General features: G+C 71.9%; 29 protein-coding genes. 15 read left to right on the top strand and 14 right to left on the bottom strand.

What is annotated here, in order from left to right:
* Positions 1-396: 396 nt before the first annotated feature.
* On the bottom strand, positions 397-1,089 hold the full coding sequence (locus ACIPLC_RS12520; protein ID WP_400473031.1) for a FadR/GntR family transcriptional regulator: 693 nt from the start codon (positions 1,087-1,089) through the stop codon (positions 397-399).
* Positions 1,090-1,269: 180 nt separating this feature from the next.
* Between ACIPLC_RS12520 and ACIPLC_RS12525 the strand changes: the two genes are divergently transcribed.
* Positions 1,270-3,000: a 2-isopropylmalate synthase gene (locus ACIPLC_RS12525; protein WP_400472933.1), complete on the top strand. Its 1,731-nt coding sequence runs from the start codon at positions 1,270-1,272 to the stop codon at positions 2,998-3,000.
* A 116-nt stretch (positions 3,001-3,116) separates the two neighbouring features.
* On the opposite strand, the gene ACIPLC_RS12530 is transcribed toward ACIPLC_RS12525, so the two are convergent.
* From ACIPLC_RS12530 to ACIPLC_RS12565, 8 genes are all read right to left on the bottom strand, one after another.
* Entirely contained in the window at positions 3,117-3,896 is a 780-nt protein-coding gene (locus ACIPLC_RS12530; RefSeq protein WP_400472934.1) for a VOC family protein, read from the bottom strand.
* Between the two features lie 127 nt (positions 3,897-4,023).
* Positions 4,024-4,464: a hypothetical protein gene (locus tag ACIPLC_RS12535; protein WP_400472935.1), complete on the bottom strand. Its 441-nt coding sequence runs from the start codon at positions 4,462-4,464 to the stop codon at positions 4,024-4,026.
* 79 nt (positions 4,465-4,543) lie between these two features.
* Positions 4,544-4,783: a DUF397 domain-containing protein gene (locus ACIPLC_RS12540; protein WP_400472936.1), complete on the bottom strand. Its 240-nt coding sequence runs from the start codon at positions 4,781-4,783 to the stop codon at positions 4,544-4,546.
* Positions 4,784-4,913: 130 nt separating this feature from the next.
* On the bottom strand, positions 4,914-5,762 hold the full coding sequence (locus tag ACIPLC_RS12545; protein ID WP_400472937.1) for a helix-turn-helix domain-containing protein: 849 nt from the start codon (positions 5,760-5,762) through the stop codon (positions 4,914-4,916).
* Between the two features lie 31 nt (positions 5,763-5,793).
* Positions 5,794-6,318: a DUF6879 family protein gene (locus ACIPLC_RS12550; RefSeq protein ID WP_380423780.1), complete on the bottom strand. Its 525-nt coding sequence runs from the start codon at positions 6,316-6,318 to the stop codon at positions 5,794-5,796.
* A complete protein-coding gene (locus tag ACIPLC_RS12555; RefSeq protein ID WP_400472938.1) occupies positions 6,299-6,532 on the bottom strand; it encodes a hypothetical protein in 234 nt (77 codons plus the stop codon). The genes ACIPLC_RS12550 and ACIPLC_RS12555 overlap by 20 nt, the downstream gene beginning before the upstream one ends.
* Positions 6,533-6,637: 105 nt before the next feature.
* Positions 6,638-7,804 (bottom strand): epoxide hydrolase family protein, encoded by a 1,167-nt coding sequence (locus tag ACIPLC_RS12560; protein WP_400472939.1) that lies wholly within the window; start codon positions 7,802-7,804, stop codon positions 6,638-6,640.
* A gap of 29 nt (positions 7,805-7,833) precedes the next feature.
* Complete coding sequence (locus ACIPLC_RS12565) at positions 7,834-8,421, bottom strand: TetR/AcrR family transcriptional regulator (protein ID WP_400472940.1); 588 nt, start codon at positions 8,419-8,421, stop codon at positions 7,834-7,836.
* Positions 8,422-8,631: 210 nt separating this feature from the next.
* Between ACIPLC_RS12565 and ACIPLC_RS12570 the strand changes: the two genes are divergently transcribed.
* The 3 genes from ACIPLC_RS12570 (at position 8,632) to ACIPLC_RS12580 (ending at position 10,511) form a co-directional block, all read left to right on the top strand.
* The gene (locus tag ACIPLC_RS12570) at positions 8,632-9,135 is read left to right on the top strand and encodes a DUF3592 domain-containing protein (RefSeq protein WP_400472941.1); all 504 of its coding nucleotides are present in this window, start codon (positions 8,632-8,634) and stop codon (positions 9,133-9,135) included.
* Positions 9,136-9,239: 104 nt separating this feature from the next.
* Complete coding sequence (locus ACIPLC_RS12575) at positions 9,240-9,671, top strand: Rrf2 family transcriptional regulator (protein ID WP_400472942.1); 432 nt, start codon at positions 9,240-9,242, stop codon at positions 9,669-9,671.
* An 84-nt stretch (positions 9,672-9,755) separates the two neighbouring features.
* The gene (locus ACIPLC_RS12580; RefSeq protein ID WP_400472943.1) at positions 9,756-10,511 is read left to right on the top strand and encodes an SDR family NAD(P)-dependent oxidoreductase; all 756 of its coding nucleotides are present in this window, start codon (positions 9,756-9,758) and stop codon (positions 10,509-10,511) included.
* A gap of 93 nt (positions 10,512-10,604) precedes the next feature.
* Here the strand turns inward: ACIPLC_RS12580 and ACIPLC_RS12585 are convergent, their stop codons facing one another.
* From ACIPLC_RS12585 to ACIPLC_RS12595, 3 genes are all read right to left on the bottom strand, one after another.
* Positions 10,605-11,678: a serine hydrolase domain-containing protein gene (locus tag ACIPLC_RS12585; protein WP_400473032.1), complete on the bottom strand. Its 1,074-nt coding sequence runs from the start codon at positions 11,676-11,678 to the stop codon at positions 10,605-10,607.
* Between the two features lie 351 nt (positions 11,679-12,029).
* Complete coding sequence (locus tag ACIPLC_RS12590; RefSeq protein WP_400472944.1) at positions 12,030-12,980, bottom strand: hypothetical protein; 951 nt, start codon at positions 12,978-12,980, stop codon at positions 12,030-12,032.
* Entirely contained in the window at positions 12,977-13,510 is a 534-nt protein-coding gene (locus ACIPLC_RS12595; protein ID WP_400472945.1) for a SigE family RNA polymerase sigma factor, read from the bottom strand. Before ACIPLC_RS12595 ends, ACIPLC_RS12590 begins: the two co-directional genes overlap by 4 nt.
* A 105-nt stretch (positions 13,511-13,615) precedes the next feature.
* On the opposite strand from ACIPLC_RS12595, the gene ACIPLC_RS12600 reads away from it, so the two are divergent.
* Complete coding sequence (locus tag ACIPLC_RS12600) at positions 13,616-14,398, top strand: alpha/beta fold hydrolase (protein ID WP_400472946.1); 783 nt, start codon at positions 13,616-13,618, stop codon at positions 14,396-14,398.
* 44 nt (positions 14,399-14,442) lie between these two features.
* Here ACIPLC_RS12600 and ACIPLC_RS12605 read toward each other — a convergent pair whose 3' ends face one another.
* Together ACIPLC_RS12605 and ACIPLC_RS12610 are read right to left on the bottom strand one after the other, a co-directional pair.
* A complete protein-coding gene (locus ACIPLC_RS12605; RefSeq protein WP_400472947.1) occupies positions 14,443-14,970 on the bottom strand; it encodes a MarR family winged helix-turn-helix transcriptional regulator in 528 nt (175 codons plus the stop codon).
* A complete protein-coding gene (locus ACIPLC_RS12610) occupies positions 14,967-16,715 on the bottom strand; it encodes an MFS transporter (RefSeq protein ID WP_400472948.1) in 1,749 nt (582 codons plus the stop codon). Before ACIPLC_RS12610 ends, ACIPLC_RS12605 begins: the two co-directional genes overlap by 4 nt.
* A 751-nt stretch (positions 16,716-17,466) precedes the next feature.
* On the opposite strand from ACIPLC_RS12610, the gene ACIPLC_RS12615 reads away from it, so the two are divergent.
* The 10 genes from ACIPLC_RS12615 (at position 17,467) to ACIPLC_RS12660 (ending at position 26,217) form a co-directional block, all read left to right on the top strand.
* The gene (locus tag ACIPLC_RS12615) at positions 17,467-18,438 is read left to right on the top strand and encodes an urea transporter (RefSeq protein WP_400472949.1); all 972 of its coding nucleotides are present in this window, start codon (positions 17,467-17,469) and stop codon (positions 18,436-18,438) included.
* A 90-nt stretch (positions 18,439-18,528) separates the two neighbouring features.
* Entirely contained in the window at positions 18,529-18,834 is a 306-nt protein-coding gene (locus ACIPLC_RS12620; protein WP_063349823.1) for an urease subunit gamma, read from the top strand.
* A gap of 3 nt (positions 18,835-18,837) precedes the next feature.
* Positions 18,838-19,776 carry a cobalamin biosynthesis protein CbiX gene (locus ACIPLC_RS12625; RefSeq protein WP_400472950.1) on the top strand — a complete coding sequence of 313 codons (939 nt, stop codon included), beginning with the start codon at positions 18,838-18,840 and terminating at the stop codon, positions 19,774-19,776.
* A gap of 24 nt (positions 19,777-19,800) precedes the next feature.
* Positions 19,801-20,199 (top strand): urease subunit beta, encoded by a 399-nt coding sequence (locus ACIPLC_RS12630; RefSeq protein ID WP_063349825.1) that lies wholly within the window; start codon positions 19,801-19,803, stop codon positions 20,197-20,199.
* Positions 20,199-21,923, top strand: a complete 1,725-nt coding sequence (gene ureC, locus ACIPLC_RS12635; RefSeq protein ID WP_400472951.1) for an urease subunit alpha — start codon at positions 20,199-20,201, stop codon at positions 21,921-21,923. Before ACIPLC_RS12630 ends, ureC begins: the two co-directional genes overlap by 1 nt.
* Positions 21,920-22,630, top strand: coding sequence for an urease accessory protein UreF (locus ACIPLC_RS12640; RefSeq protein WP_400472952.1), 711 nt, complete (start codon positions 21,920-21,922; stop codon positions 22,628-22,630). The genes ureC and ACIPLC_RS12640 overlap by 4 nt, the downstream gene beginning before the upstream one ends.
* Positions 22,631-22,733: 103 nt before the next feature.
* On the top strand, positions 22,734-23,354 hold the full coding sequence (ureG, locus tag ACIPLC_RS12645; protein WP_280680908.1) for an urease accessory protein UreG: 621 nt from the start codon (positions 22,734-22,736) through the stop codon (positions 23,352-23,354).
* Positions 23,351-24,325, top strand: a complete 975-nt coding sequence (locus ACIPLC_RS12650) for an urease accessory protein UreD (RefSeq protein ID WP_400472953.1) — start codon at positions 23,351-23,353, stop codon at positions 24,323-24,325. The genes ureG and ACIPLC_RS12650 overlap by 4 nt, the downstream gene beginning before the upstream one ends.
* Positions 24,326-24,612: 287 nt before the next feature.
* Positions 24,613-25,149 (top strand): hypothetical protein, encoded by a 537-nt coding sequence (locus tag ACIPLC_RS12655; RefSeq protein WP_400472954.1) that lies wholly within the window; start codon positions 24,613-24,615, stop codon positions 25,147-25,149.
* A 162-nt stretch (positions 25,150-25,311) separates the two neighbouring features.
* Positions 25,312-26,217, top strand: a complete 906-nt coding sequence (locus ACIPLC_RS12660) for a class I SAM-dependent methyltransferase (protein WP_400472955.1) — start codon at positions 25,312-25,314, stop codon at positions 26,215-26,217.
* Positions 26,218-26,220: the final 3 nt, after the last annotated feature.

Here is a 26,220-nt window from a genome sequence, read left to right on the forward strand (position 1 = left end):
CTGCGGGGGGCCTTCGGCGTCGGGGGCCGCCGATTCGCACGCGCGCGCAGAGCAGTCTCCTTGGGGATGGCGGCCGGCCTGATCGGGGCGGGCCGTCCGGGGCACGGGCTTTGACGAGGCGATACTAGTCATACCGTGTGATTGGAGTGAAAGTGCGTTCGCCGCCTGGGCCGTGGTCGCACACGCTCCGGACACAATGTCGCCTGACGGTTGATCGTCCGTAGCCGAAGCATCCCAGTTCGGAGCGGGTTGACGGGGCGTCGACCCTCGGTGTGGGCGGCCGGGTGGCCGCCGTGTGAAAACTGTGTGTCCGCGCTCCGGATGTCCGGCCGGACGGTCGGTCGGTTGCCCGGCCGACCGATTCGGCCACCTCTTCCTTCGCCTCGTCCGCCCCGCTCAGTCGGCCAACAGGCGTGACCGGGTGGCCTCCAGTTCGGCCGCCAGCACCCGCCCGGCCTCCTCGGGATCGCCCCGGTGCAGCGCCCCGACGAGGTCCGCGTGCGACGCGTAGCCGTGGTTCGGGTCCCCGGTGCGCAGCCCCAGCACCCCCACCAGGGCCACCAGCTGCTCCCTCAGCACCGGCGCGAACTGGGCGAACAGGTCGTCCAGCACCGGGTTGTGCGCGGCCGCCACCACGGCGGTGTGCAGGGCGATGTCGGCGTCCACGAAGGCCGCGTCGTCCGCGCCGCCCGCCGCCAGCCGGGTGGCCAGCGCCGCGTCCACGGCGGCGAGGTCCGCCTCCGTGCGGCGCGCGGCCGCCAGCCGGGCCGCCTGCACCTCGACCACGGTGCGCACCTCGTAGACGTGCGCCAGCTCCGCCCGGCGCAGCCGGGTCGGCCAGTCCAGGGCGGGCCGGGCCGCCGTCACGAACACGCCCGATCCCTGCCGGCTCTGCACCATCCCGGCGCCGGACAGCGCGCGCAGCGCCTCCCGGACGGTCGAGCGGCCGACGCCCAGCTCCTTCGCCAGGGCCACCTCGCCCGGCAGCTTCCCGCCCACCGGCCAGTGTCCGGCGGTGATCTGCTCCTCCAGGCGCCGGGCGGCCTGGTCGACCAGGGGGGAGCGGTGGAGGGGGCCGAGCGGGGACATCGCGTTCACCTATCAGGTTGTCTGAGGACTTGATTCGTGGTTAGTCTACCCGGCATGCAGCCGTGGAGTCTCCCCCTGGGTGGCCTTCTTCTTGGTGGCCGCAGCGGGGCGTGACCGGACCGGCACCCCGCTGCGGGGCGCCGTCCTGCCGGTCCACCGGTACCTCCGTAAGGACTCATCATGCGATTCCCGACCCTGCGTACCCCTGCCGGTCCCGTCCCGGTCACCGCCCCCGCCTGGAACCCGCAGCGCCCGGGTGCCATGCCCTCCCACCGCTACCGGCCCGCCCACGAACGCGTGCACGTCCCCGCGCTGATGCGGCGCTGGCCCGGCCGACGGACCACCCACGCCCCGCTGTGGGTCCCCGTCGACCTGCGCGACGGCAACCAGGCGCTGGCCGAACCCATGGATCCGGCGCGCAAACAGCGGATGTTCGACCTGCTCCTGGCCATGGGCTTCAAGGAGATCGAGGTCGGCTACCCCTCCGCCAGCCGCACCGACTTCGACTTCGTCCGGCAACTGGCCACCGTGCCCGGCGCGGTGCCCGAGGACGTCACCGTCGTCGTCTTCACGGCGGCGCGCGCCGACCTGATCGACCGCACCTTCGAGGCCGTCGAAGGCCTGCCCCGCGTCGTCGTCCACCTCTACACCGCCACCGCCCCGCTCTGGCGCGAGGTCGTCCTCGGGCGCGACCGGCACGAACTGCGGGCCCTGATCACCGAGGCCGCCACCCACCTGGCGCGGCGGGCCGACGGCCGGCCCGGGGTGCGCTTCCAGTTCTCGCCCGAGGTGTTCAACCTGACCGAACCGGACTACGTCCTGGAGGTCTGCAACGGCCTCACCGAACTGTGGGACGCCAGCCCCGACCGGCCCGTCGTCCACAACCTGCCGGCCACCGTCGAGATCGCCACCCCCAACGTCTACGCCGACCAGATCGAGTACCTGCACCGGCACCTGGAGCGCCGCGAGTCGGTGATCCTCTCCGTCCACCCGCACAACGACCGGGGGACGGGCGTCGCCTGCGCCGAACTGGCCGTGCTGGCCGGCGCGCAGCGGGTGGAGGGGTGCCTGTTCGGCAACGGCGAGCGGACGGGCAACGTCGACCTGGTGACGCTGGCGCTCAACCTGCACACCCAGGGCGTCGACCCGATGCTCGACTTCTCCGACATCGACGAGATCCGCCGCACCGTCGAGCACTGCAACCGGCTGCCCGTGCACGAGCGCCACCCCTACGTGGGGGACCTGGTGCACACCGCCTTCTCCGGCACCCACCAGGACGCCATCAGGAAGGGCTTCGCCCACCACGCCAAGGCGGCCGCCGAGTCGGGCGTCCCGGCGCGCGAGGCGCCCTGGTCGGTGCCGTACCTGCCGATCGACCCGGCCGACCTGGGCCGCGACTACGAGGCGGTCATCCGGGTCAACAGCCAGTCCGGCAAGGGCGGCATCGCCTACCTGCTCCAGACCGGGCACGGGCTGGAACTGCCGAGGCGGCTCCAGATCGAGTTCTCCCGGGTCGTGCAGGAGGCCACCGACGACAGCGGGCGGGAGGTGGCGGCGGAGGACCTGTACGGACTGTTCCGCGCGGAGTACCTGGACGCGGCGCCGGACTGGCCGTGGCGGGTCGGCGACGACTGGGCGGAGGTCGACGGCCGGCGGGGCGAGGGCGCCGGGCCGCTCGACGCGGTGGCCGACGCGCTGCGGGTCGGCGGGGTCGGGGTCGACATCCTGCACTTCAGCGAGCACGCCGTCGGTGCTGGTGCGGGTGTTGGTAGCGACGCTGTCGCCTACGTCGAGGCCCGGGTCGGCGGGGTCGGCGGACAGGTGGTCTGGGGCGCCGGGCGGGACGGCTCGGTGCTCACGGCAGGCGTGCGGGCGGTGCTCAGCGCCGTCGGCCGCGCGCAGCGGGAGTGATGGCGGGGGTGACGGCCGTCGCGCCGGAGTGACCCGTACGGGCGGGAGTTGTACGGACGGGAGTCGGACGGAGACGGCCCACCGCGACACCGTGCGCGGTGGGCCGTGCCGTCCACCTACATCGGTTTCGGTGTGATCACCGCGAACGGCGCGCCCTGCGGGTCGGCCACCACCGACATCCGGCCCGCCACCATGTCGAACGGCGGGGCGAGGACGGTGCCGCCGTGCTTGACGAGGGCGTCCACGGTGGAGTCGACGTCGTCCACCGCGAAGTACGTCAGCCAGTGCGCGGGCGTGCCGGGCGGGTCGTTGGCGAGCAGCGAGACCCCGCCGACGGCCCGGCCGCCGACCCGTAGCTCCCAGTACTGCTCGGCGCCCTGCGCCGGCTCGATCTCGATGCCGAACGCCGCGCCGTAGAAGGCGGTGGCGCCGGGTACGTCGCTGGTGTGCAGCTCGTTCCAGGTCAGTGCGCCGCTCTCGTTGACGACCCGGGCGCCGAAGAACTCGCCCGGCTGCCAGACGCCGAACACCGCGCCCTGCGGGTCGGCGGCGATCAGCATCCGGCCGAGCTCGCCGACGTCCATCGCCGGGACCAGCAGGGTGCCGCCCGCGCCGACGATCGCGTCCTGGGTGGCCTGGGCATCGGTGGTGGACAGGTAGCTGGTCCACACGGTCGGCGGGGTGGGCATCCCCTCCGGGGCCATCGCCGGGCCGATCCCGGCGGACGGCTTGCCGTTCAGCTCGCAGACCGCGTACCCGCCGAACTCGGCCGGGCCGACCTGCCCCTGCCAGCCCAACAGGTCGCGGTAGAAGTCCAGCGCCGCCTGCTGGTCCTGCGCCATCAGATCGACCCAGCACGGGGTGCCGGTCGTGTACGGGGTGGTGACTTCGGGCATTCTCGCTCCTTCAGGTGAGGTCCTGCGTCGGTCACCCTCTCGTCGCGGATCGTGCGCCGCCACTCGACACGCTGTCACGACCCGGTGGGAGGCTGGCGGTTAGCTGGTCAGCGCCGGTCAGCGCCGGTCAGCGCCGTCGAAGCGGGCAGGGCGGGGGCGTTTCGGACGTGGGGCCGAACGTCCGGGGGCACGCCACGGCGGCGACCGACCGGAGCTGCTGGCCGGGTGTCCAGTACGTCCACACCACGTCGTGCGGGAACGTGTCGAGGAACGCCAGGGCGTGATCCAGCCGGGTGGACGCGGGGAGGTCGGCCTCCGAGGCGGGGGAGTCGGCGAGCTGCTTGCCCAGCCAGTCGAGCGCCTCGGCGGGGTCGTTGGTGGTGAGCCTGATCTGCGCCGCCGACTTGGCGAGCCAGTGCATGACCTCCAACGGCGGTACCGGGCTGGCCCATTCGGGTCGTAAGCTGTTCTGCGGTCCCGGCGGCCGCCGCTCGGCGTCATCGGGCTGCCTGCCGCCCGCCCACGCGTAGCAGTGCCAGTGGAGGCCGGGCCTGTTCCAGTGATCCATGAGCGCCCTACCCTGGGTGTGCGGCGGGCCCCGCTCCCAGTTGCGTTGGGAACGGGGCCCGCTGGTGCGAGGTGGTACGTCAGGCGGAGGTCGTAAAGCGGTTCGGGTCGATACCGGCGGAGCTCAACTCCACGGTGGTGAAACGCAGTTCCCGCCCCGGCGCCTTGGTGTCACCCATCACCCACAACCCGCCCGCCACCCCCGGCACCTCCCGCAGGGTCACGCACGACTCCCCGTCGTCACCCCCACCCTGGTTCCCGCCGCACGCCTTGTAGGCGGCGAGTCCGGCCGGGATCTCGATCTCGTACAGGTCGCTCACTGCACTGCCTTCCTGTTCGATGCTGAAGGGAGGCGGCGCCCAACCGGCATTGACCGATGAGGTGCCGTCAGATCGACAGTAGGAAGCCATGAGTGCCGCGGTCCACGAAGTTGCACTCGGTTGCACCGGTTCACCCGAGGGAGTTGACAGCCTTGGTGATGCACGCGCGTGCTGCCGCACCCCGATCGGCGAGTTTCGCCAGCTCGGCGAACGCCCTGTGGTAGGTGCCGATTTCGCTCGGCGTCGAGATGTTGATTTCCGCCGTCAAGGTTTCCACGGCGACCAGGTCTTCATCGAAGGCGTAGAACGCTTCAAGTGGCCAAACCGAACGACGCACGCCGAAGGGGATGATTCCGAAGGATACGTTCGGCTGTGCCATCACCGACAGGAGGTGACCGAGCTGGCCCGCCATCGCGGCATCGTCGGCCACTCGGTAATACAAGACCGATTCCTCGACCAGAATCGCGAACCGCTGCCCTGCGTTGCGGATGACACTTGATCGCTCGATCCTGGCCTGGACGGCTTGGTCGACGTCGTCAGGTGTCCCCTGGAAGTCCGTGATGGAGCGCAAAAGGCCGGATGCGTATTCGGCGGTTTGCAGCATCCCCGGTACGACATTGGACGCGTAGACGCGGAAGTGTCGGGTTCGCTGGTATAGCGGAACCGTTTTTTCGTGGATCTTCCGCATGCCGTCACGGTGAATCTGCTGCCACTGTATGTACATGGAATCAGCGGAACGCGAGGCGGCTATGAGGTCTGCCGCCTGGTCATCGACGCCACAGGCGGCACACCATGCGCGGATGTCGGCGTCCGATGGTGGAGTCACGCCTCGCGAGATCCGAGATGACTTTGACTTGTGCCATCCACAACGAGCGGCTAGTTCATCCCCTGTGAGCCCGGCATCCTTCTTCATCGCGTCCAGGCGCGCGGCTATCGTCGCACGCAGGGACTTCGCGCTGGAGAGCGGATTGGAGGACATGAACTAGCCGATCGGGTTTCTGTGCGGGGAGCTAGACGGTGAACTTCTCGTGAGGGATCCCGGACTCCCAGACCGCTTCGAAAGCCGAAGCACACAGCGCTACCATCGCGGCGTCTTCCGTCTGATCCGTGTGGACCCATCGGCCGGCACCATCGAAAATGTTGAACTGAACGAGTCGACCGTCGAAGATCCAGCAGTCATTGCCGGGAAGAGCGATTCCGGACGCGCTGCGTCTGGGGAGCCAGCGGATATCTTCGCCGGCGGCAATGTTGGTGAAAGTGCCGGAGTGCTCGAAGCGGATGTAATCGCTCACCGGTTCCGAGACCACACGGGCGCGGCGAATCGCGACGCCTCGGCCGGTGACTTCCTGTACCAGATCGAGCCAAGGTCGCCACCAGGACTCGCGGTTGTCGGGATCGAGCCTCTTCCCGTGGCGCCACGCGGCGAACCCCTCGGTTTCGCTCTCCACCGAGTACCAGTCTCGCATCTCAAGGTGCAGCGCCGAATGACGCGCGGATTTGATCAGATCGGCGAAGCTAGAGAGCGTCTGTGTCACCAAGGGCCTCCCTGAGAAGTGGAATCATGCGCCGGGGCAGCCGGATGACGGTCTCGTGCTCGGGAATCGGCCCGGCCTTCAGGCACTCGACTTTCGTCGCCTCGTCCGCTTTCCAGCCCTGAATCACCAGCTCTGCCCGTTCCTCGTCCACCCACACGGAGGGACACCCGTGGTCCCCGGACTCGGGGTCCTTGCCGACGAACCGTAGCTTCATAACCGCCTCCGCTGTCGAGTCAGTTGCGCTCAGTTGCAACGACCTTGGGCCCCGCCCGGGTGTGGAGTCAAGGGCGCATCGGGGCGCAGTGGAGGCGGACGCAACTCAGACCTCGCTCCAACCACCCGCCAAGGAGCGGAAGAAGGTCCGGATGTCGGCCACCAGCGACTCGGGCTGTTCCAGGGCGGCGAAGTGGCCGCCGTGGTCGAACTCGGTCCAGTGCACGATGTTGTCGATGCGTTCGGCGAAGGCGCGGACCGGGAGGGTGATGTCGTGGGGGAAGACGGCCATGCCGGTGGGGACGGTGGAGGGGGCGGCCTCGGTCCAGCCGTTGCGGGCCGACTCCTTGTACAGCCGCGCGGAGGAGCCGGCGGTGGCGGTCAGCCAGTACAGCATCACGTTGGTGAGGAGGTGGTCCCGGGGTACGGCGCCTTCGGGAAGGCCGCCGTCGCAGTCCGTCCATTCGCGGAACTTCTCGACGATCCAGGCGAGTTGGCCGACCGGTGAGTCGGTGAGCGCGTAGCTGACGGTGTGCGGGCGGGTGGCCTGGACGGCGGTGTAGCCGGAGGTTTCGGCCTGGTGGCGGGCCCAGGTGTCGAGCCGTTCGCGGTCGAGGGCGTCGAGGACGGCCGGGTCGCCGGTGGGGAAGGTGGGGGAGGTGTTGACGTGCACGCCGATGACCCGGGTGGGGGCGGCGAGGCCGAGTTCGCGGGAGATGCCGGAGCCCCAGTCGCCGCCCTGGGCGCCGTAGCGCGGGTAGCCGAGGCGGTCCATCAGTTCGGCCCAGGCGCGCGCCACGCGGCGGTAGTCCCAGTCGAGTTGGCGGGTCGGACCGGAGAAGCCGTAGCCCGGGATGGAGGGCGCGACCACGTGGAAGGCGTCGCGCGGGTCGCCGCCGTGGGCGCGGGGGTCGGTGAGCGGGCCCAGGATGTCCAGGAATTCGGCCACCGAGCCGGGCCAGCCGTGCGTGATGATCAGCGGGGTGGCGTCGGGTTCGGGTGAACGGACGTGCAGGAAGTGCACGTTGGCGCCGTCGATGGTGGTGGTGTACTGCGGGAAGGCGTTGAGTCTGGCCTCGTGTGCGCGCCAGTCGTAGCCGGTCCGCCAGTACTCGGCCAGGTCCTGGAGGTAGTGGAGCGGGACGCCGTAGTCCCAGTCGGTGCCGGGCAGCGAGTCGGGCCAGCGGGTGCGGGCGAGGCGGTCGCGCAGGTCGTCGAGCTGGTGCTGTTCGATCGCGATGCGGTAGGGGCGGATGTCGGTTTCGGCGGTCATGGCGGGGCCTTTCAGAGCTCGGGGAGGGGTCAGGTCGTCGGCAGGATGTGGGCGAGCAGGGCCGCTTCCAGGTCGCGCAGCGGGAAGGCCGGGTCCTCGGCGGCGAGGGTGAGGCCGCCGCGGATGCCGGCGAGGAGGAGCAGGCGGGCAGCGGCGGGGTCGGGGACGCGGCAGGCCGCCAGGGCTTCGTCCAGGGCCTGGAAGAGATCGGCGGAGGCGAGGTCGGCGCCTGCGGCGACCAGGACGGCGCGGGCTTCGGGGTCGGCGAGCAGGGCGGAGACGGCCCGGCTCTCCTCGACCTCCTCGGGGGCGGCGTCCAGGCCCAGCAGGGCGGAGCGGACCAGGAGTCGCAGGGTGGCGGCGGGGCTGTCGGCCGGCTGGGCGGCGAGCGCCGCGCGGGTCCGTTCGCGCCAGCCGTCGGCGATGTCGATCAGCAGGCCGTCCTTGCTGCCGAAGTGGCGGGAGGGCAGTCCGTCGGCGACGCCGGCCCGGGTGGCGACCTGGCGCAGGGTGGTGGCGCGGTAGCCCTGTTCGGCCATGAGCAGGACGGCGGCGCGCCGGATCTTGGCGCGGGTCGCTTCGCGGACGGCCGCCGAGGCCTCAGGCGTGCGGGGCATGGGGGTGGTGTCCGATTTTCGGTTGAACCATTGTTCAATATAAACACGTGATGGCGGTCCGAGTCACGCCCGGCGGGGCTCCGGGGGAGTCGCTTGCCGCCGGTCGGGCGGTGTGTGGTGGACGTGCGGGAGATCGCGCTTCGGCCGGTGTCGGCGGGTGCGGGTAGCGTGATCGCACGTGGGCAGTTGGGCCGACACCCGGGGGGACCGATGGAGAACGCGCCGGACCACGGCCGGACCGTGCGGAACGGTTCGCTCGCCATGATCGGCCTGGGGGTCCTGCTGTTCGTCCTCAGCCTGGTCTACCTGATACCGCACGACATGGGGGTGACGTCGGCTCTCCGCAGTCGCGGCGTCCACGTGCCGGCGGTCGTCACCGAGTGCACTGAGGTGAGCGCGCCGCAGGACAACCCGGCGGGCAACGCCAACTGCCGGGTGCGGTTCACGACCTCCGAGGGGGCGTCCGTCGAGACCCGACTCGCCTACGTCACCGACACCGTCGAGGCCCGCGACACCGTGGCGGTGGTGTACGACCCCCGGCACACGGACATCGCCGCCCTTGCTTCGAGCATCGGATTCTGGAACTCACTGGGCCGGAACGCGCTCGATGTGGTCGCACTGGTGGCGTCCGTCGTCATGACCCTGCTGGGCCTCGCGGTCCATCTCGCGTACCGCCGGCTCACCCGGGCTCGCAGACGGCCCACCGCTCTTTAGGCGGTGAGGAGTGGGAAGTCGGCCCCGCCGATGTGGCCGTGCCGCGCTTGCCGCCAGTCGATGTAACTATTACAGTTACGACATGGAGAGGGGTGATGGGCGGCATGAGCGCGAACAGTAGGTTGACCGTCGCCGCACACGCCCTGACCTGGATCGGGCTGTACCAGCGCCGTGGCCACGAGGTCGCCACCTCCGAGCAGATCGCGACGAGCGTCAACACCAACCCCGTGGTGATCCGCCGCCTGCTGGCCCAGCTGCGCAAGGCGGGCCTGGTCGACTCGCGAAGGGGTGCCGGGGCCGGCTGGACGCTGTCGCGGGACCTGTCGGCGATCACCCTGCTCGACGTCTACGAGGCGGTGGAGCCAGGGCCGATCTTCGCCCTGCACCCCGCCGCACCCGACCCCGAGTGCGTCGTGGGCCACGGCATCGCCCCGGTGATGGCCGCCGTCTACGACGGGATCGAGGCCACCCTTCGCCGGGAGCTGTCGGGAACCACGCTGGAGGATGTGCTGCGCGATGTACTGAAGGCTGCCTAGCCTCGGCCGTGGCAGTGCTTCCTGCGCCGGTTTTTGCGCCCAAAAATGTAACAAGAATAGTTACGTCAAGATTCGGAGAATCTCATGGGACAGCTGGACAACAAGACCGCCCTCGTCACCGGCGCCTCCACCGGCATCGGCCTGGCCATCGCCCGCCGCTTCGCCGCCGAGGGGGCGACCGTCTACCTCACCGGCCGCCGCGAGGCCGAGCTGGCGGCCGCCGTCGAGCAGGTCGGCAGCCGGGGCATCGGCGTCCGGGGCGACGTGTCGAAGCTCGACGACCTCGACCGGCTCTTCGCCGAGATCACCGAACGCAGCGGCCGGCTCGACATCGTCGTGGCCAACGCGGGCCTCGGGGACTTCGGCCCGCTCGGCGAGATCACCGAGGAGGAGTACGACCACACCACCTCCGTGAACCTCAAGGGCACGGTGTTCACCGTGCAGAAGGCGCTCCCGCTGCTGTCGGCCGGCGCCTCGGTGATCCTGCTCTCGTCCAGCGCGGCCCTGCGCGGCGTCCCGGGTCTGGGCGTCTACGCCGCGACCAAGGCCGCGATCCGCAGCCTCGCCCGCACCTGGGCCACCGAACTCGCCGGTCGCGGCATCCGGGTCAACGCCCTCACCCCGGGCCCGGTCACGACCCCCGGCGCCGACGAGCTGCGGGCCGCGTACCCCCAGGTCGACCAGGCCTTCGCCCAGACCGGCGGCGCCGGGCCGACCCCGCTCGGCCGCGTCGGCCGGCCCGAGGAGGTCGCCGCCACCGCCCTCTACCTGGCCGGGGACCAGAGCTCCTTCACCACCGGCGCGGAACTGCTCGTCGACGGCGGCCTCACGCAGCTCTAGGGCTGTTCCGTCTCGGCACGGAACCTGAGCGGGGTGGAAAGGCGGAGTGGGAAATCGGCCCAGCCGACTTCCCACTCCCTCACCGGACTTCGGTCAGCGGCACAGGGCCGTGTCCACGACGTTCTCGACGTGCTCCGAGCCGGCGGCGTCCGGCGGGACGGTGGTCACCGCGATGTTGACGGCGCGGCCGTCGTCCGTCGCACCGCCCCGGGTCTCGTAGCCGGGGATGTCGCCGCCGTGGCCCCAGTAGACGCCGCCGCAGGACAGCGGCCGGCTGATGATCCCCAGCCCGTAGCCGGCGCCGCTGTCGCCGATGGGGACGGTGGTGCGCATCTGGGCGAGCTGGGCCGGGGGGAGGAGGCGGCCGCCGAGGAGGGCGGTGAAGAACCGGTTGACGTCGGAGTTGGTGGAGATCATCTGGCCCGCCGCCCAGCCCGCGGAGGGGTCCATCTCCGTGAAGTCGATCAGGGGCCCGTCGGCCGCGTCCTTGCGGTAGCCCTGGGGGTGGGCCTCCCGGATGGTCCGGTCGCCCTGGGCGGGGAAGTAGGTGTGGCGCAGGCCGAGGGGCTTGATGATGCGCTGGTCGATCTGCTCGGCGAGGGGGCGGCCGGTGACCTTCTGGACGACCAGGCCGGCGAGCACGTAGTTGGTGCTGCTGTACTTGAAGCTCGCCCCCGGGGCGAAGTCGGCCTTGTGCTGGAAGGCGAGGTCCAGCAGGTCGCGCGGCTCGAAGTACCGGTGCTGGATGGAGGGTTCGTCGATGTAGCCCTCGTAGTCCGGGAGCCCGCTGGTGTGCTGGAGGAGTTGACGGACCGTGATGTGGCGCCCGTCGATGCCGTCGCCGCGGACCAGGCCGGGGAGGTAGGACTCGACGGGCTCGTCGAGCCCGATCTTCCCCTCGCCGACCAGCTGCAGTACGACCACCGCGGTGAACGTCTTGGTGTTGCTGCCGATCCGCACCTGGCCGTCGACCGGCACCTTCGCGCGGGTGGCCACGTCGCCGACCCCCGCGGCGTAGCTGCGGGTGCGGCCGTCACGGCCCTGGACGCCGGCCAGCGCGGCGGGCAGGCCGTCGTCACGGACCAGCGCGTTCAGCCCCTGCTGGACGGCGTCCGGGCGGGGGGCGGCGGCTGCCGTGGACGGTGCCAGGGCGGTGCCCGCGGTCATGACGCCGACGGCCACCGCGGCCGCCGCCGCCACGATCCCGCGCCGACCGCCCTGCCGCCGCCGGGAAGGAACCGTCTGCCACATCTGCTCGCGCACGAGTCAACTCCGTTGCCGTCATCGGGGCCAGGGAGTCCTCCCCGGCTGTGATCGCCAGTCTGCTCGGGCGGCCGATCTATGACCTCCCCCGACCGGGGGAGCACGTTCTCCCGCGTTCCCGTGAGGCGCCCCGCCCCGCCCCGCTTCGGCGTGCGGGACGGGCGGTGCGGGACGGGCGGTGCGGGACGGGCGGTGCGGACGGGCGGTGCGGACGGGCGGTGCGGGGCGGTCGTGCTCAGGCGGTCGTGCCGACCGCTACTCGGTCAGCAACTTCGTACCGGCGTCGGGCAGCTTGGCGCCCTCCTTGTTGAAGAACTGCCAGGACTTCACCTTCTTGTCGGGCTGCTGGGCGACCACCAGCCGCCGGTACGGGGAGTCCCCGACGGTCACCAGCTGCGGTTCGAGGACCGTGCCGTCCGTCCAGGTCACCACGACCTTGCCGACCTCGGGGCCGAGGCTCATCACCGCGAGCTTGATCGGTAGCGGGCCGGGGGTGCCGGCCTTGTCCCGGGGGCCCATGATGCCGCCGCCGAACGTGTCGGCCATCCGCGGGTCGAGGGTGCCCGGCGCCGGGTAGCTGCCCGCCTCGTCGTGCTTCTGGCGCACCCCGTCCAGGGTGACGTAGTCGTTCACGACGTCCTCGGTGGGCTTTTGGTACTGCCGGACGTAATCCTCCGTCGGCTTGTCGATCGAGGGGTCGACGGCGCTGCGCTCCTGCCAGACGGCCACCGCCTGCTCGTACGCCCGCTCCGTCGGGGCGGCCGGCCACAGCGCCTCCCAGAGCTTCCACTCCTTGCCGTCCACGACGCCCTGCCCGATCACCACCCGGACCGGGGTGAACGGGTCCCGCTCGGCCGCCGCCGAGGGCGCGCCGGTCGGCTGGGCGGCCGGACCGCCCCCGGTGCCGCCGCCGGGAGCGCCGTTGGCCGGGACGAGCGCCTGCACGGTGTCGCCGCCCGCGGGGGAGCCGTGCAGACCCGCCATCGCCCCGCCGCCCAGCACCACCACCGAGGCCAGCGCGAGCGCGCCGACCACCGACCGGCGACGCCGCCGGATCCGGCGGCCGCCCGCCAGGATGTCCGTCATCGGCGCCGGGCCGATCTTCGCCCCGGCCGCCGCCTCCGCCAGGCCGAGCCCGACCCACACGTCGCCGTCCTCGCCCGCCGCGCCCATGCCGACCGTTCCGCCGTTGCCGCCCGCGCTCATACCGCACCTCCGATGGGTGTCATGTCCTTGAGTTCCTTCAGCGCCGCGGCCTCCCGCAGCTTCGCTATCCCCTTGGCCGCGTGGCTGCGCACGGCTCCCACCGAGCAGCCCATCGCCACCGCGGCCTGGCTGTCGCTCAGGTCCTCCCAGTGCCGAAGCACCACGGCCTCGCGCTGGCGGGCCGGCAGGGTGGCCAGCGCCGCCATCAGCGCGCCGCGCTGGTCGGAGCGGGCGTAGCCGTCCTCCGGCCCGGCCGCGTCCGGCACGGCGTCCACCAGCAGCTCCGGCGCGCGGCGCCGCCAGCGGCGGGCGTGCTCGTTCACCAGGATCCGCCGCACGTAGCTGTGCGGATCGCCGGCCCGGCGCACCTTCGTCCAGGCCGCGCAGGCCTTCTCCGCCGCGGACTGCACCAGGTCCTCGGCCGCGTACTGCTCCCCGGCCAGCAGGTATGCCGTCCGCAGCAGCCGTGGCCAGGCCCCGACGATGAACGCCTGGAACTCCTCGTCCCGGTCGGTCTTCGTTTCTCCCATGAGCACCTCCTCACCCACCTAGAGCCCGGCGGTGGCCCAAAGCGCTTACTCCCGCCGATCACCAAACCGGTTGGTGTCCCTCAGAGGCGTCGATACGATCCGCAGATGATCCTCTCCCATGACGTATCTCCTGACGTGTCCTCCGACCTGCCGGGGAACCGCCACGCCCTGGTGCTGCTGCACTCGTCCGTGTGCGACCGGCGGATGTGGGACCCGCAGTGGCAGGGACTGGCCGACGCCGGGTACCGGGTGATCCGGTGCGACTTCCGGGGCTTCGGTGACACGCCGATCGCCGACGCCCCGTACAGCGACGCGCAGGACGTGCTGGCGCTCCTCGACCACCTGGGCGTCGAGACCGCCGCGCTGATCGGCGCCTCGTACGGGGGGAAGATCGCCATGGACGTGGCGGCGCTGCGCCCCGACGCCGTCACCGCCCTGGCCCTGCTCTGCTCCGGGGCGTCCGGGCACGTCGCCGGTGACGCCTTGATGGCCTTCGCCGCGCGGGAGCGGGAACTCCTCGCGACCGGGGACGTCGAGGGCGCCGTCGAGCTCAACGTCGAGAGCTGGCTGGGCCCGGAGGCGGGCGACGAGGCCCGCGAACTCGTCCGCCGGATGCAGCGGCGCGCCTTCGAGGTGCAGGCGGACGCCGAGGTCGGCCCCACCGACGACGAAGCGGACCTCTCCCGGATCACGGCGCCCTGCCTGGTCGTGTCCGGCGGCCACGACGTGGAGGACTTCCGGCGGATCGCCGACTCCGTGGCGGCGCGGATCCCCGGCGCCCGCCGGCTCGAACTGCCCTGGGCCGGCCACCTCCCCGGCCTGGAACGGCCCGAGGAGACCTTCGAGTTGCTCACCGGATTCCTCCGCGAGACGGCGGCGGTGAGCTGAGGCTCTGAGCTGAGGTTCTGAGCTGAGGTTCTGAGCTTGAGGCCCTAGCCGGAGGGGCAGGCCGGGTCGGGCTCGTCCAGCAGCAATTCCAACAGCGGCACGGCCGCCTCCAGTTGGCGGCACTGCTGCGGGGTGAGTCGCGCGCTGCGGCGGGCCAGCAGAGCGGAGCGCTCCCGGCGGATCCGGGTGATCGCCGTCAGACCGGCCGGGGTGAGTTCGAGCAGCTGCGAGCGGCCGTCCAGCGGGTCGGGGGTCTTGGCGATCAGCCCGTCGGCGGTCAGCGGCGCGATCGTGCGGAGCACGGACGGCACGGCCACCCCCTCCCGCGCGGCGAGTTCGCCGAGCCGCAGCGGGCCGTGCAGCTCCACCCGGGCCAGGGCGGAGAGTTGGGCGACGGTGAGGTCCTGGCCGCCGGAGGCGCGGGCCATCTGCCGGTTGAGCCGGCCGATCGCCAGACGGAGCCGGACGAGGGCCTCGGCGGAGAGACCGGCCCCGCTCGTGGCGTCCGTCCCGGTCACGGCGTTCGTCCCGGTCCCGGCCTCGCTGCGGCTCCCGGCCTCGGCCCCGGTCACGGCTCGCGGACCTTTCCGTGCGGTGCGGGTCGGCTCGCACCGGGGCGTCCGGCGGGCCCTCCCGCGCCCGGCCGGGGGCGTCGGGGGCGGCGCGGCCCGGTGCGCTCGCGGACCAGCGAGGCCGCCGCGGCGACCAGCGACATGGCGATCGCCAGCCAGAACACCACCACCAGGCCGTCGTGGAAGGGGCCCGAGATCAGTTGCGGGAAGAACTCGCGGCCGGTCAGCGTCCGGGCGTTGGCCGCCGGGAGCATGCCGAGCACGTGCGGGCCCAGCAGCTGCTGGATCGGGTTGTACCCGAGGAACGCGGCGAAGAGCGTGCCGACCGGCGGCAGCGCGGCGATGGCGTGCGCGTCGGCGGCGGGCACGCCCTGCGCGGTCAGCCCGGCGGTGAGGGTGTGCGGCAGCGAGCCGGCCAGGCCGGCCACCATCAGGGAGAAGAAGACGCCGATCGAGAGCACCATGCCGGCGTTCTGGAAGGTGGCCCGCATGCCGGAGGCGGCGCCGCGGGCCTCGGCCGGCACGCTCGACATGATCAGCGAGGTGTTGGGGGCCGCGAACAGGCCGCCGCCCAGGCCGTTGAGGAACACCAGGACGGCGAACCACGGGTAGCCGAAGTCGGTGGGCAGGAGCAGCAGTCCGGCGAAGGAGAGGGCCATCACCACGAGCCCGCCGGAGGCGAACAGCCGGGCCCCGGCCCGGTCGGAGAGGTAGCCCGAGACCGGCCCGGCGGCGAGGAAGCCGACGGTCAGCGGGACGAGGTAGATGCCGGCCCACAGCGGGGTGTCGGCGTAGTCGTAGCCGTGCAGCGGCAGCCAGATGCCCTGCAGCCAGATGATCAGCATGAACTGGAGGCCGCCGCGGGCGATCGAGCCCAGCAGCGTGGCCGCGTTCCCGCCGGCGAAGACCCGGTTGCGGAACAGGGCCAGCGGGAACATCGGCTCGGCGACCCTGGACTCGATCAGGCAGAAGGCGACCAGCAGCGCCACCCCGCCGAACAGCCCGCTCAGCACCCAGGGGTTCGTCCAGCCCATGGTGTGGCCGCCGTAGGGCTGGATGCCGTAGGTGATCGCGGCGAGCAGGGCGGTCAGGCCGACGGCGAAGGTGACGTTGCCCCACCAGTCGATCCGGGCGGGCCGCCGGATGCCGGTCTCGCGCAGCGACCGGTAGGCCCAGACCGTGCCGAGGATGCCGATCGGCACGTTCACCCAGAAGATCGACCGCCAGTTCCACTCGGCCAGCAGCCCGCCCAGCACCAGGCCGATGAAGGAGCCGGCGATGCCCGCGACGATGTTCACGCCCAGCGCCATGCCGCGGCGGTGGGCCGGGAACGCGTCGGTGATGATCGCGGCCGAGTTGGCCATCAGCATCGAGCCGCCGATCGCCTGCACCACCCGCCAGCCGATCAGCCACAGCGCGCCCGGCCCGCCGTGCAGCGGGTCGAGGGAGAGGGCCACCGAGGTGAGGGTGAAGATCAGGAAGCCGGCGTTGTAGATCCGCACCCGGCCGTGGATGTCGCCCAGCCTGCCGAGGGTGACCACCAGGACGGCGGTGACCAGCATGTAGCCCATCAGCATCCACAACAGGTAGCTGACGTTGCCGGGTTGCAGCGGGTCCAGGCCGATGCCGTTGAAGATCGCGGGGAGGGAGATCAGGACGATCGAGGCGTTGATGGTGGCGATCAGGGTGCCGAGCGTGGTGTTGGAGAGCGCGACCCACTTGTACCGCGGATGGTCCGCCGCCACGGCTCCACGGACGGCGCGGACGCGCCCGCTCCTACCGCTGTTCGGGATTCTCGTCGCCACCGCTGCCCCCAGGTGAGTGGCCGGCCGTGGCCGCCAGTCGGAGAGTACTTCGATAGCTTTCGCTAACTAACGATAGTCCGACCATCCTGCTGTCGCTAGGGCGCCGGTGTCCCGACAGCGCCCGAAGACGTCCCGAAGACATCTCGACGGCGTCCCGAAGGCGGTGGCCGCCGCGGCCGGTAGCGGCCCGTGGAGTGGGAGGCCGGCCCGGCCGACTTCCCGCGTCCGTGCTGCCGGGGCCCGGCCGCCGGCGGCCGGCTCGCACCCGCAGGCCCGCGTACGGCGGCCCGGCCACTTCCCGACGCAGCGCGTACACATTCCCGCCACATTTCTGCGACGCTGCACCGCCCTTTCGCGGCGCCGGATGTCCGAATTGCCTGGCCGGGGTGACTTCGTGTCGAATTCCTTGACATGACCACCTTCTCGTTTTCGTCCGCCACAAGTAAAAATTCGCAAAGAATGGCTCTCTCCAGGGGGGTCGCTGACCTGCGCAATCAACATATTGTTGCAGCTCAGGGGCATGATGATCACCCTTCGCCGTGCGGGTGTAACCGGTCGTGTCCGCGCCGACCGGCAATCCGCAGGAGTACGGTTCCGGAGGAATCGCCGGGCGTGCTCGCGAGTAAGTCGAGCAGCCTTGCGGGACTATTCGCCATGCCGTGAAAAGCCGTACCGGGAATTGGTGCGAAGTATGGGTCAGAAAAAGGGTGAGCAGGGGGCCTCCGAGGCCGCCCGCCCGATATCCCTCAAGTTAGTCGTCGAAGTCCTGCGCGGCGTCGCGCAGGTGGACTTCATGCCGTCCGCCGTCTGCGGCCTGTTCTTCGTGGCCGCACTCTTCGCGGCCGGCTGGCGGTACGGCGTCTACGGGCTGCTCGGCAGCGCCGTCGGCACCGCCGTCGCGTACGGCCTGGGGCTGGCGCGCGACGCCGTCGAGGCCGGGCTGCACGGCTACAACGGCTGCCTGGTGGCGCTGGGGTGCGCGGTGTTCCTCGGCCCCGACCACCCCGCCGCCGTCGCGGCGGCCGTCCTCGGCGCCGTCGTCGCCGTGGTGGTCACCGCGGGCCTCGGCGCGGTGCTCGACACCTGGAAACTGCCGGCGCTCACCGCGCCGTTCTGCCTGGTCGCCACCGCGACGACGGCCGCGGCGCCCGGCTTCCGGCACCTGTGGCACGGCACCGGCGCCCCGACCGCCCTGGCCGGGCCGGCCACCGGCCCGACCGGGCTGACCTGGGACCAGTTGTGGCACGGGTTCTTCGCCAACATCGGCCAGATCTTCTTCATGCCCCAGTGGTACGTCGGCCTGCTGTTCCTGGCCGGCATCTTCGCGGCCAGCCGCCTGGCCGGACTGCTGGCCTGCGCGGGCAGTGCGACCGGGCTGCTCACCGCCTGGGCGCTCGGCGCGCCCGCCGATGCCGTGGGCCAAGGCCTGCTCGGATACAGCGGGGTGCTCGTCGCGATGGCGCTGTGCGGCGTGTTCGTCGACCCCGGTGGGTGGAGCGCGGCCTACGCCGTCCTCGGCGCGGCCGCCGCCACCGTCCTGACCCCGGCGCTCGCCGCCGCCACCGCGCCGTTCGGCGGCCACGCCTTCACCTGGCCGTTCGTCCTGACCACCATGCTGTTCCTGGCGGCGGTGCCGGCCATTCCCCGGCTGCGCAGAGTCTGACCGGGTTTCGGTAGCCCGAATTCCCGCTCGTGACAGGCGTGTTCATTCGGAGTTCCTGCGGAGTTCCCTCGGAAAGGAAGAGTGATTCCCGTGAATCTCGCCCCGCGTGAGATGGACAAGCTGTACATCTACGTCGTGGCCGATCTGGCCCGCAAGCGCCGCGACCGCGGTGTGAAACTGAACTACAGCGAGGCCTGCGCGCTGATCAGCGAGGCGATCATGGAGGGCGCCCGGGACGGGCGCACCGTCGCCGAGTGCATGGAGATCGGCAAGCAGGTCGTCAGCGGCGAGGACGTCATGCCCGGCGTCCGCGAGATGCTGCCGCTGCTCCAGGTCGAGGCCGCGTTCCTGGACGGCACCAAGCTGGTGTCCTGCCACGACCCGGTGGGTGCCTGAGCCATGACCGCACCTCAGGCGGAAGTGACGGTCAGGCGGGCCCCGGTCGCCGAGGCGCCCGCCGCCACGGTGGTGCTGGCCGGCGGGCACGAGAGCGACGGCGGCCGCGACCTGGCCGCCCTGGTGGAGCGCGAGCCCGCCGTCCACGCCGCGGCCGCCGCCGGCCGGGCGCTCGGCGAGGCCGTCCGCTCGGCACTGGCCGCCACCGACGGGCCGGTGTGCGTCGTCCCGATGACGCTGGGCCGCGACCCGAAGCTGGTGGCCGACACCGCCCGGGCGCTGCGCTGGCTGGCCGCCGGGGAGGGCCGCGGCCGACTCGCCCTGTCCGGGGCGTTCGGCGGCAAGGACCACCTCGTCGGCTGGCTGCGGGCCGCGGCCGCCGCCGCCTCCGGGCCCGACGGCGGCCCGCCGTCCGACGGCGCCGTGCTGGTCACCGCCCCGGCGGCCGGCCCGTTCGAGGACGCGGACCTGTTCCGGATCGCCCGGCTGGTCCGCCAGTACGGGCACCACCGCTGGGTCGAGGTGGCCTTCGCGGGCGGCGACCCCGACCTCGCCGAGGGCGCCGAACGCTGCCGGCTGCTCGGTGCCCGCGAGGTGACGGCCGTCCCGGCCTCGTTCGGACCGGCGCTGCGCACCGAACTGCCCGGGGTGCGGGACGGCGGTCCGCTGCTGCGGCCGTCCGCGATCGCCGGGGTCGTCGCGGCCCGCACCGCGGCCGCCCTGCACCTGCTCGGCCACGGCGAGGACGGCATCCTGGCCGGCCTCGACGCCGAGCACGGGCACGGCTACGCCCACAGCCACGGCCCCGGCGGGGACCACTCGCACACCGGGCACTCGCACGGCACCGGCCACTCGCACGGCGACGGGCAAGGGCACTCGCACGGCACCGGCCACTCGCACGGCGACGGGCAAGGGCACTCGCACGGCCACACACATCACTGAACCGACAGAGAGGAAGGGCCCGCCATGTCTGGTGGCGCCACGTACCTGTACGGCGACGACCCGGTGGAGATCAACGCCGGTCGCGCCCAGGTCACCATCACGGTCAGCAACACCGGCGACCGGGCGATCCAGGTCGGCTCGCACTACCACTTCTTCGAGGCCAACCGCGCCCTCGACTTCGACCGCAACGCCGCCTACGGCAAGCACCTGGACATCCCGGCCGGCACCGCCGTCCGCTTCGAGCCGGGCGACACCAAGGACGTCACGCTCGCCGAGTTCGGCGGCCACGGCCGCCTGATCGGCTTCAGCAACCTCGTCGACGGCGGCATCAGGTCGGCCGACACCCGCGCCCGGGCGATCGACCGGGCGATCGCGCTCGGGTTCAAGGGCACCAACCTCGACCACAAGGAAGGCGACCGCTGATGGCCACGCTGTCCCGCAAGCAGTACACCGATCTCTTCGGACCCACCGTCGGCGACCGCTTCCACCTCGCCGACACCAACCTGGTCGTCGAGATCGAGAAGGACCACAACCAGGGCCACTACGGCGACGAGGCCGTCTACGGCGGCGGCAAGGGCATCCGCGACGGCATGGCCCAGGACCCGGCCGCCACCGCCGCCCAGGGCGCGCTGGACCTGGTGATCACCAACGTCGTCGTGATGGACGCGGTCCTCGGCGTGGTCAAGGGCGACATCGGCGTCAAGGACGGCTTCATCACCGCCGTGGGCAAGGCCGGCAACCCGCACACCCAGAGCGGCGTGCACCCCAAGCTGGTCATCGGCCCCGGCACCGAGGTGATCTCCGGCGAGCACCTGATCGCCACCGCCGGCGGCATCGACACCCACATCCACTTCATCGCCCCGCAGCAGGTGCAGGAGGCGCTGAGCAACGGCATCACCACCCTCATCGGCGGCGGCACCGGCCCCTCCGACGGCACCAACGGCACCACCTGCACCCCCGGCCCGTGGAACATCCACCGGATGTACCAGGCGGTCGAGGACCTGCCGGTCAACGTCGGCCTCCTCGGCAAGGGCAACGGCTCGCTGCCCGGCGCCCTGCGCGAGCAGGTCGAGGCGGGCGTCTGCGGCCTCAAGGTGCACGAGGACTGGGGCAGCACCCCCGCCGCCATCGACAGCGCGCTCAGCGTCGCCGACGAGTACGACGTCCAGGTGGCCATCCACACGGACACCCTCAACGAGGGCGGCTTCTTCGAGGACACCCTCTCCGCCATCGACGGCCGCACCATCCACACCTTCCACACCGAGGGCGCGGGCGGCGGCCACGCCCCCGACATCATGCGGATCGCCGGCGAGCCCAACGTCCTGCCGTCCTCCACCAACCCCACGCTGCCCTACACCGTCAACTCGGTCGACGAACTGCTGGACATGGTGATGGTCTGCCACCACCTCAGCCACGACATCCCCGAGGACGTCTCCTTCGCCGACTCCCGGGTCCGCGCCGAGACGATCGCCGCCGAGACCGTCCTGCACGACGAGGGCGTCATCTCGATCTTCTCCTCGGACTCGCAGGCGATGGGCCGGATCGGGGAGTCCTTCACCCGCGCCTTCCAGACCGCCCACCACTGCAAGGACCAGCGCGGCAAGCTCGACGGCGACACCGAGCGCAACGACAACTTCCGCGTCCTGCGCTACCTCGCCAAGCTCACCATCAACCCGGCCATCGCCTCCGGCACCGCCGACCACATCGGCTCGCTGGAGAGCGGCAAGCTCGCCGACATCGTGCTCTGGCCGATCAACTCCTTCGGCGCCAAGCCCAAGATGGTCATCAAGGGCGGCGTCATCAACTGGGCGCTGATGGGCGACCCGAACGCCTCGCTGCCCACCCCGCAGCCGGTCTACTACCGCCCGATGTACGGCGCGCTCGGCCGGGCCAAGCAGGCCACCCGGGTCTCCTTCATGTCCCAAGCCGCCATCGACCTCGGCGTCCCGGCCCAACTCGGCCTGGACAGCCGCGTCCTGCCCGTGCGGCACTGCCGCTCGGTCGGCAAGCAGCACATGGTCCGCAACGACGCGCTGCCGAAGATCGCCGTCGACCCGGAGACCTACAAGGTCACCCTGGACGGCGAGCCGGCGACCATCGAGCCCGCCCGCGAGCTCCCGCTCAACCACCTGTTCTACCTCGCGTGAGCAGCACCCCGGCTCCCACGGCGTCGCTCGACGCCCTGCTGGTCAGCCTCCAACTGACCGACTCCGCCTTCCCCAGCGGCTTCTACACCCTCTCGCACGGCCTGGAGGGCTACGCGCAGGCCAAGGCCGTCACCCCGGACACCATGCCCGACCTGCTCACCGACCTGCTGCGCCACTCGGTCGGCCCCGGCGACGCCACCGCGCTCGCCTTCGCCCACCGCGCGGCCCGGGCCGGTGACTGGGACCTGCTGGTCGAGGTGGACCAGCGGCTGCACGCCACCAAGCTCAACCGCGAACTGCGCCTGGCCTCCACCCGGACCGGGCGCCAACTCCTCGACATCGCCCGGGAGTCGATCGGCGGCGAACCGCTGGACCGGTACGCCGAACTGGTCGCCGCCAAGCGGGCCCCCGGCTCCCAGCCGGTGGCCGCCGGAGTCGCCTACGCCTCCGCCGCCGTGCCCGTCGACCAGGCCGTCGCCAGCGACCTGTTCGCCTTCTGCACCAGCTTCGTCGGCGCCGCCCTGCGGCTGCGGCTGACCGACCACCGCAAGGCCCAGGTGGTGCTGCGGGCCGCGGCGCCGGTGATCGAGGAGACCGTACGGGCCGCCCTCGCCCGGGAGTTGGACGACCTGGGCGGGTGCGTGCCGGTCGCGGACGCGATGTCCGGACGCCACGAACGGGCCGAGGCCCGGCTGTTCGCCAGCTGAACCGTCCGGGAGGAGCGGCGGGCCCGGGCCTTCCGCAGAGCCCGTGCCTCCCGCTCCTCCCGGACGCAGAACCAACGTCACACCGCATCAGAAGGAGACAGCAATGACCGAGAACGTGCTCCGCGTGGGCATCGGCGGACCGGTAGGCTCCGGCAAGACGGCGCTCATCGAGGCCCTCGTCCCGGTGCTGATCGCGCGCGGCCACCGCCCGGCGGTCATCACCAACGACATCTACACCCAGGAGGACGCGCAGCACGTGCGCCGCACCCTGGCCGGCGTCCTCGACCCCGAGCGGGTCGTCGGCGTCGAGACCGGCGCCTGCCCGCACACCGCCGTCCGGGACGACCCGACGATGAACCTCGCGGCCGGTGCCGAGATGCTGGAGCGCTTCCCCGACGTCGACACCCTGCTGTTCGAGTCCGGCGGCGACAACCTCACGCTGACGTTCAGCCCCGTCCTGGTCGACCTCTTCCTCTTCGTCCTGGACACCGCCGAGGGCGAGAAGATGCCCCGCAAGCGCGGCCCGGGCATCACCGAGTCCGACCTGCTGGTCATCAACAAGATCGACATCGCCCAGTACGTCCGCGCGGACCTCGGCATCATGGAGTCCGACGCCCACCGCGTCCGGGAGGGCGGGCCGGTCGTGCTCACCAACTGCCTCACCGGGCACGGGCTGGACGAGATCGCCACCTTCCTGGAGACCTTCCGCAAGGTCCCGGCATGACCGTCACCGTGGCCGCGGGGGAAGCGGCTGCGGGGGAGGCCGCCGTGCCCCGGCTCGATCCGCGGCACTACGAGCCGGCCCGCGTCCCGTACGCCGTCCGCCGGTACGCCGGGACGCCCGACACCCTGGGTGTCGGGCGCCCCGGCAAGGTCGGCCTGCTGGAGCTGGCCTTCGAACGGATCGGCGAACGCACCGAACTCACCGGCCACTACCAGAAGTCGCCGCTGCAGATCATGCGCCCGCTCTACTTCGACCCGGCCCGCCCGGACCTCGCCGTCACCTTCCTGATGTCCACCGGCGGCGGCATCCTCCAGGCCGACCGGCTCCGCACCGACCTGCGCTGCGGCGCCGACACCGCGACCCACCTCACCACCCAGGCGGCCACCAAGGTCTACCGGATGGAGTTCGACTACGCGACGCAGCTGGTCAACCTGGACGCCGGCCCCCGCGCCTACGTCGAGTACCTGCCCGAGCCCGTCATCCCCTTCGTCGATTCCCGGCTCTACCAGCGCACCGTCCTCACCGTCGACCCCACCGCCACCGTGCTGGCCGGCGAGACCGTCCTCGCCGGCCGCCTCGCCCGGGGCGAGCGCAACGCCTACCAGGTGTTCGCCTCCGACCTCGAAGTGCGGCGCCCCGACGGCCAGTTGATCGCCCTCGACACCGTCCGCCTGGAGCCCCCGGAGGTCGGCGTGACCGGCCCGGCGGTCCTGGCCGGCCACGACGTCATGGCCAGCCTCTACGTCGTCACCCCGCTCGCCCCCGCCGCCCAGGTCGCCGACACCCTGCACGAGGCCCTGGCCGGCAGCGGCCTGCTCCACGGCGTCAGCGTCCTCCCGCACGACAGCGGCGCCTGGCTCCGCCTGCTCGGCTCCGACACCCGCGCCTGCGCCGCCGCCCAGCGCACCGCCTGGGACGCCGTCCGCCGGCTCCTGATCGGCGCCCCGGCTCCGGCCCTGCGCAAGACCTGACCCCGCTCAGTACCTCCCCGTACCTCCCCGTACCTCCCCGAAGCGCCCCGGCGCCTCGGGGAGGGGGCGCGAGGGGGCGAGGGCGGCCCCGGATGCAGCCGGAGCGGCCTCGTCGCAGCATGGAGCCGGAGGTTCTCATGCACCGACCCACGTTCGGACCTTCCCCGCCCGACCCCGCATCCGGCCCGGCAGCCGATCCCGTCCCGGCAGCCGATCCCGGCCCGGGTCCGGGCCCGGGACGCCAGGCCCGGGGCGGTCTGCGGTCCGGCTCGGTCTTCCTCTCGTTCGTGCCGTGGCTCGTCTTCGACGTCATCGCCGGGCCGAGCACCTGGAAACTGGCGGCCCTGACGGCGCTGGTCGCCGCGCTGGTCCTCGCCGTACCGGACGCGCGCCACCACGCGCTCAAGGTGCTCACCGTCGCCGGCGTGGCCTTCTTCGCGGTGCTCTGCGTGCTGGGCCTGGTGCTCGACCGGCACAGCCTGATCTGGCTGGAGACCTACGCGCAGGTGCTGTCCAGCGGTGTGCTCGCCGTGGTGGCCCTGGGATCGCTGGCGTTCGTGCCGTTCACCGAGCAGTACGCCCGGGAGTCCACGCCGCCGGAGGTCTGGGGCACCCCGCGGTTCAAGCGCACCAACCGGTTGCTGACCGCGCTCTGGGGCACGGTCTTCCTGATCACCGCGCTGCTGGGGCTGGCGGCCCTGCACGTCGGCTCGGCGAAGGACTGGCTGACCTGGGTCATCCCGGTGATCCTGCTGGTGGTGGCGTTCCGGATCACCCGCTGGTACCCCGAGCACGTGCGCGAACAGGCCCGGCGCGGCCGGTGAGCAGCACACCCGGGGGGCGTCCGGGTGCCGCGGTGGTGGGATTCACCCGGTCGGGTGGATCCGGTGGGACCTTTCCCGGTCGGGCGATCGTCGGCCGGATAGTGGGGAGGCATTCGCGTTCCTCGCTGTTCGCGTTCTCAACTCGCTTCAAGGGGAGGCCACATGGTCGGTACGGCGCATCGGGGCACCGGTGTGGAAGGGGTGGAGGGCGGTGTCGGCCTGACGGCCCTCCTGGTCGCCGCGGCACGCGCGATCGAGACCCACCGGCACGACACCCTGGCGCAGGACGCCTACGCGGAGCACTTCGTGCTCGCCGCACCGGCGTCCGCGGGCTGGCCGGTCCGGATGCAGCAGGTGCCGGACGGGGACGCGAACCCGCTGTGGGGGCGGTTCGCGCGGTACTTCGGTCTGCGGACGAGGGTCCTCGACGACTTCCTGCTCCGGTCGGTGCACGCGGGCGCCCGCCAAGTGGTCCTGCTCGGGGCCGGGTTGGACACGCGGGCGTTCCGGCTCGACTGGCCTCCCGGCTGCGTGGTCTTCGAGGTCGACCGGGAGGGCGTGCTGGCCTTCAAGCACGAGGTGCTCGGTGGGCTGTCGGCCTCCCCGAAGGCGGCGCGGGTACCGGTCGTCACCGATCTGCGCGCCGACTGGGTCGGCGCGCTGACCGACGCCGGCTTCGACAGGGCCGCACCGAGCGTCTGGCTGGCGGAGGGGCTGCTCTTCTACCTGCCCAACGGTGTCGAGACGCAACTCATCGACACGGTGGACCGGTTGAGCGCGGGCGGCAGCGCCCTGGCGTACGAGGTCAAGCTGGAGAAGAGCCTGTTGGAGTACCGCGAGAGCCCGATCTACACCTCGACGAAACACCAGATCGGCATTGATCTGCTCGATCTGTTCGACGGAGAGCCGCGGCCCGACTCCGCGGGCGACCTGGCGGGCAAGGGCTGGACCACGTCGGTCCACACCCCGTTCGACTTCACCCACCAGCACGGACGCGGCCCACTGCCCGAGCCGAACGACGCGCTGGAGGGCAACCGGTGGGTGTTCGCGCACAAGCCGCGGACGTAGCGG

The sequence above is a fragment of the Kitasatospora sp. NPDC086801 genome (assembly GCF_044745805.1).
In the GTDB taxonomy this organism is placed as follows: domain Bacteria; phylum Actinomycetota; class Actinomycetes; order Streptomycetales; family Streptomycetaceae; genus Kitasatospora.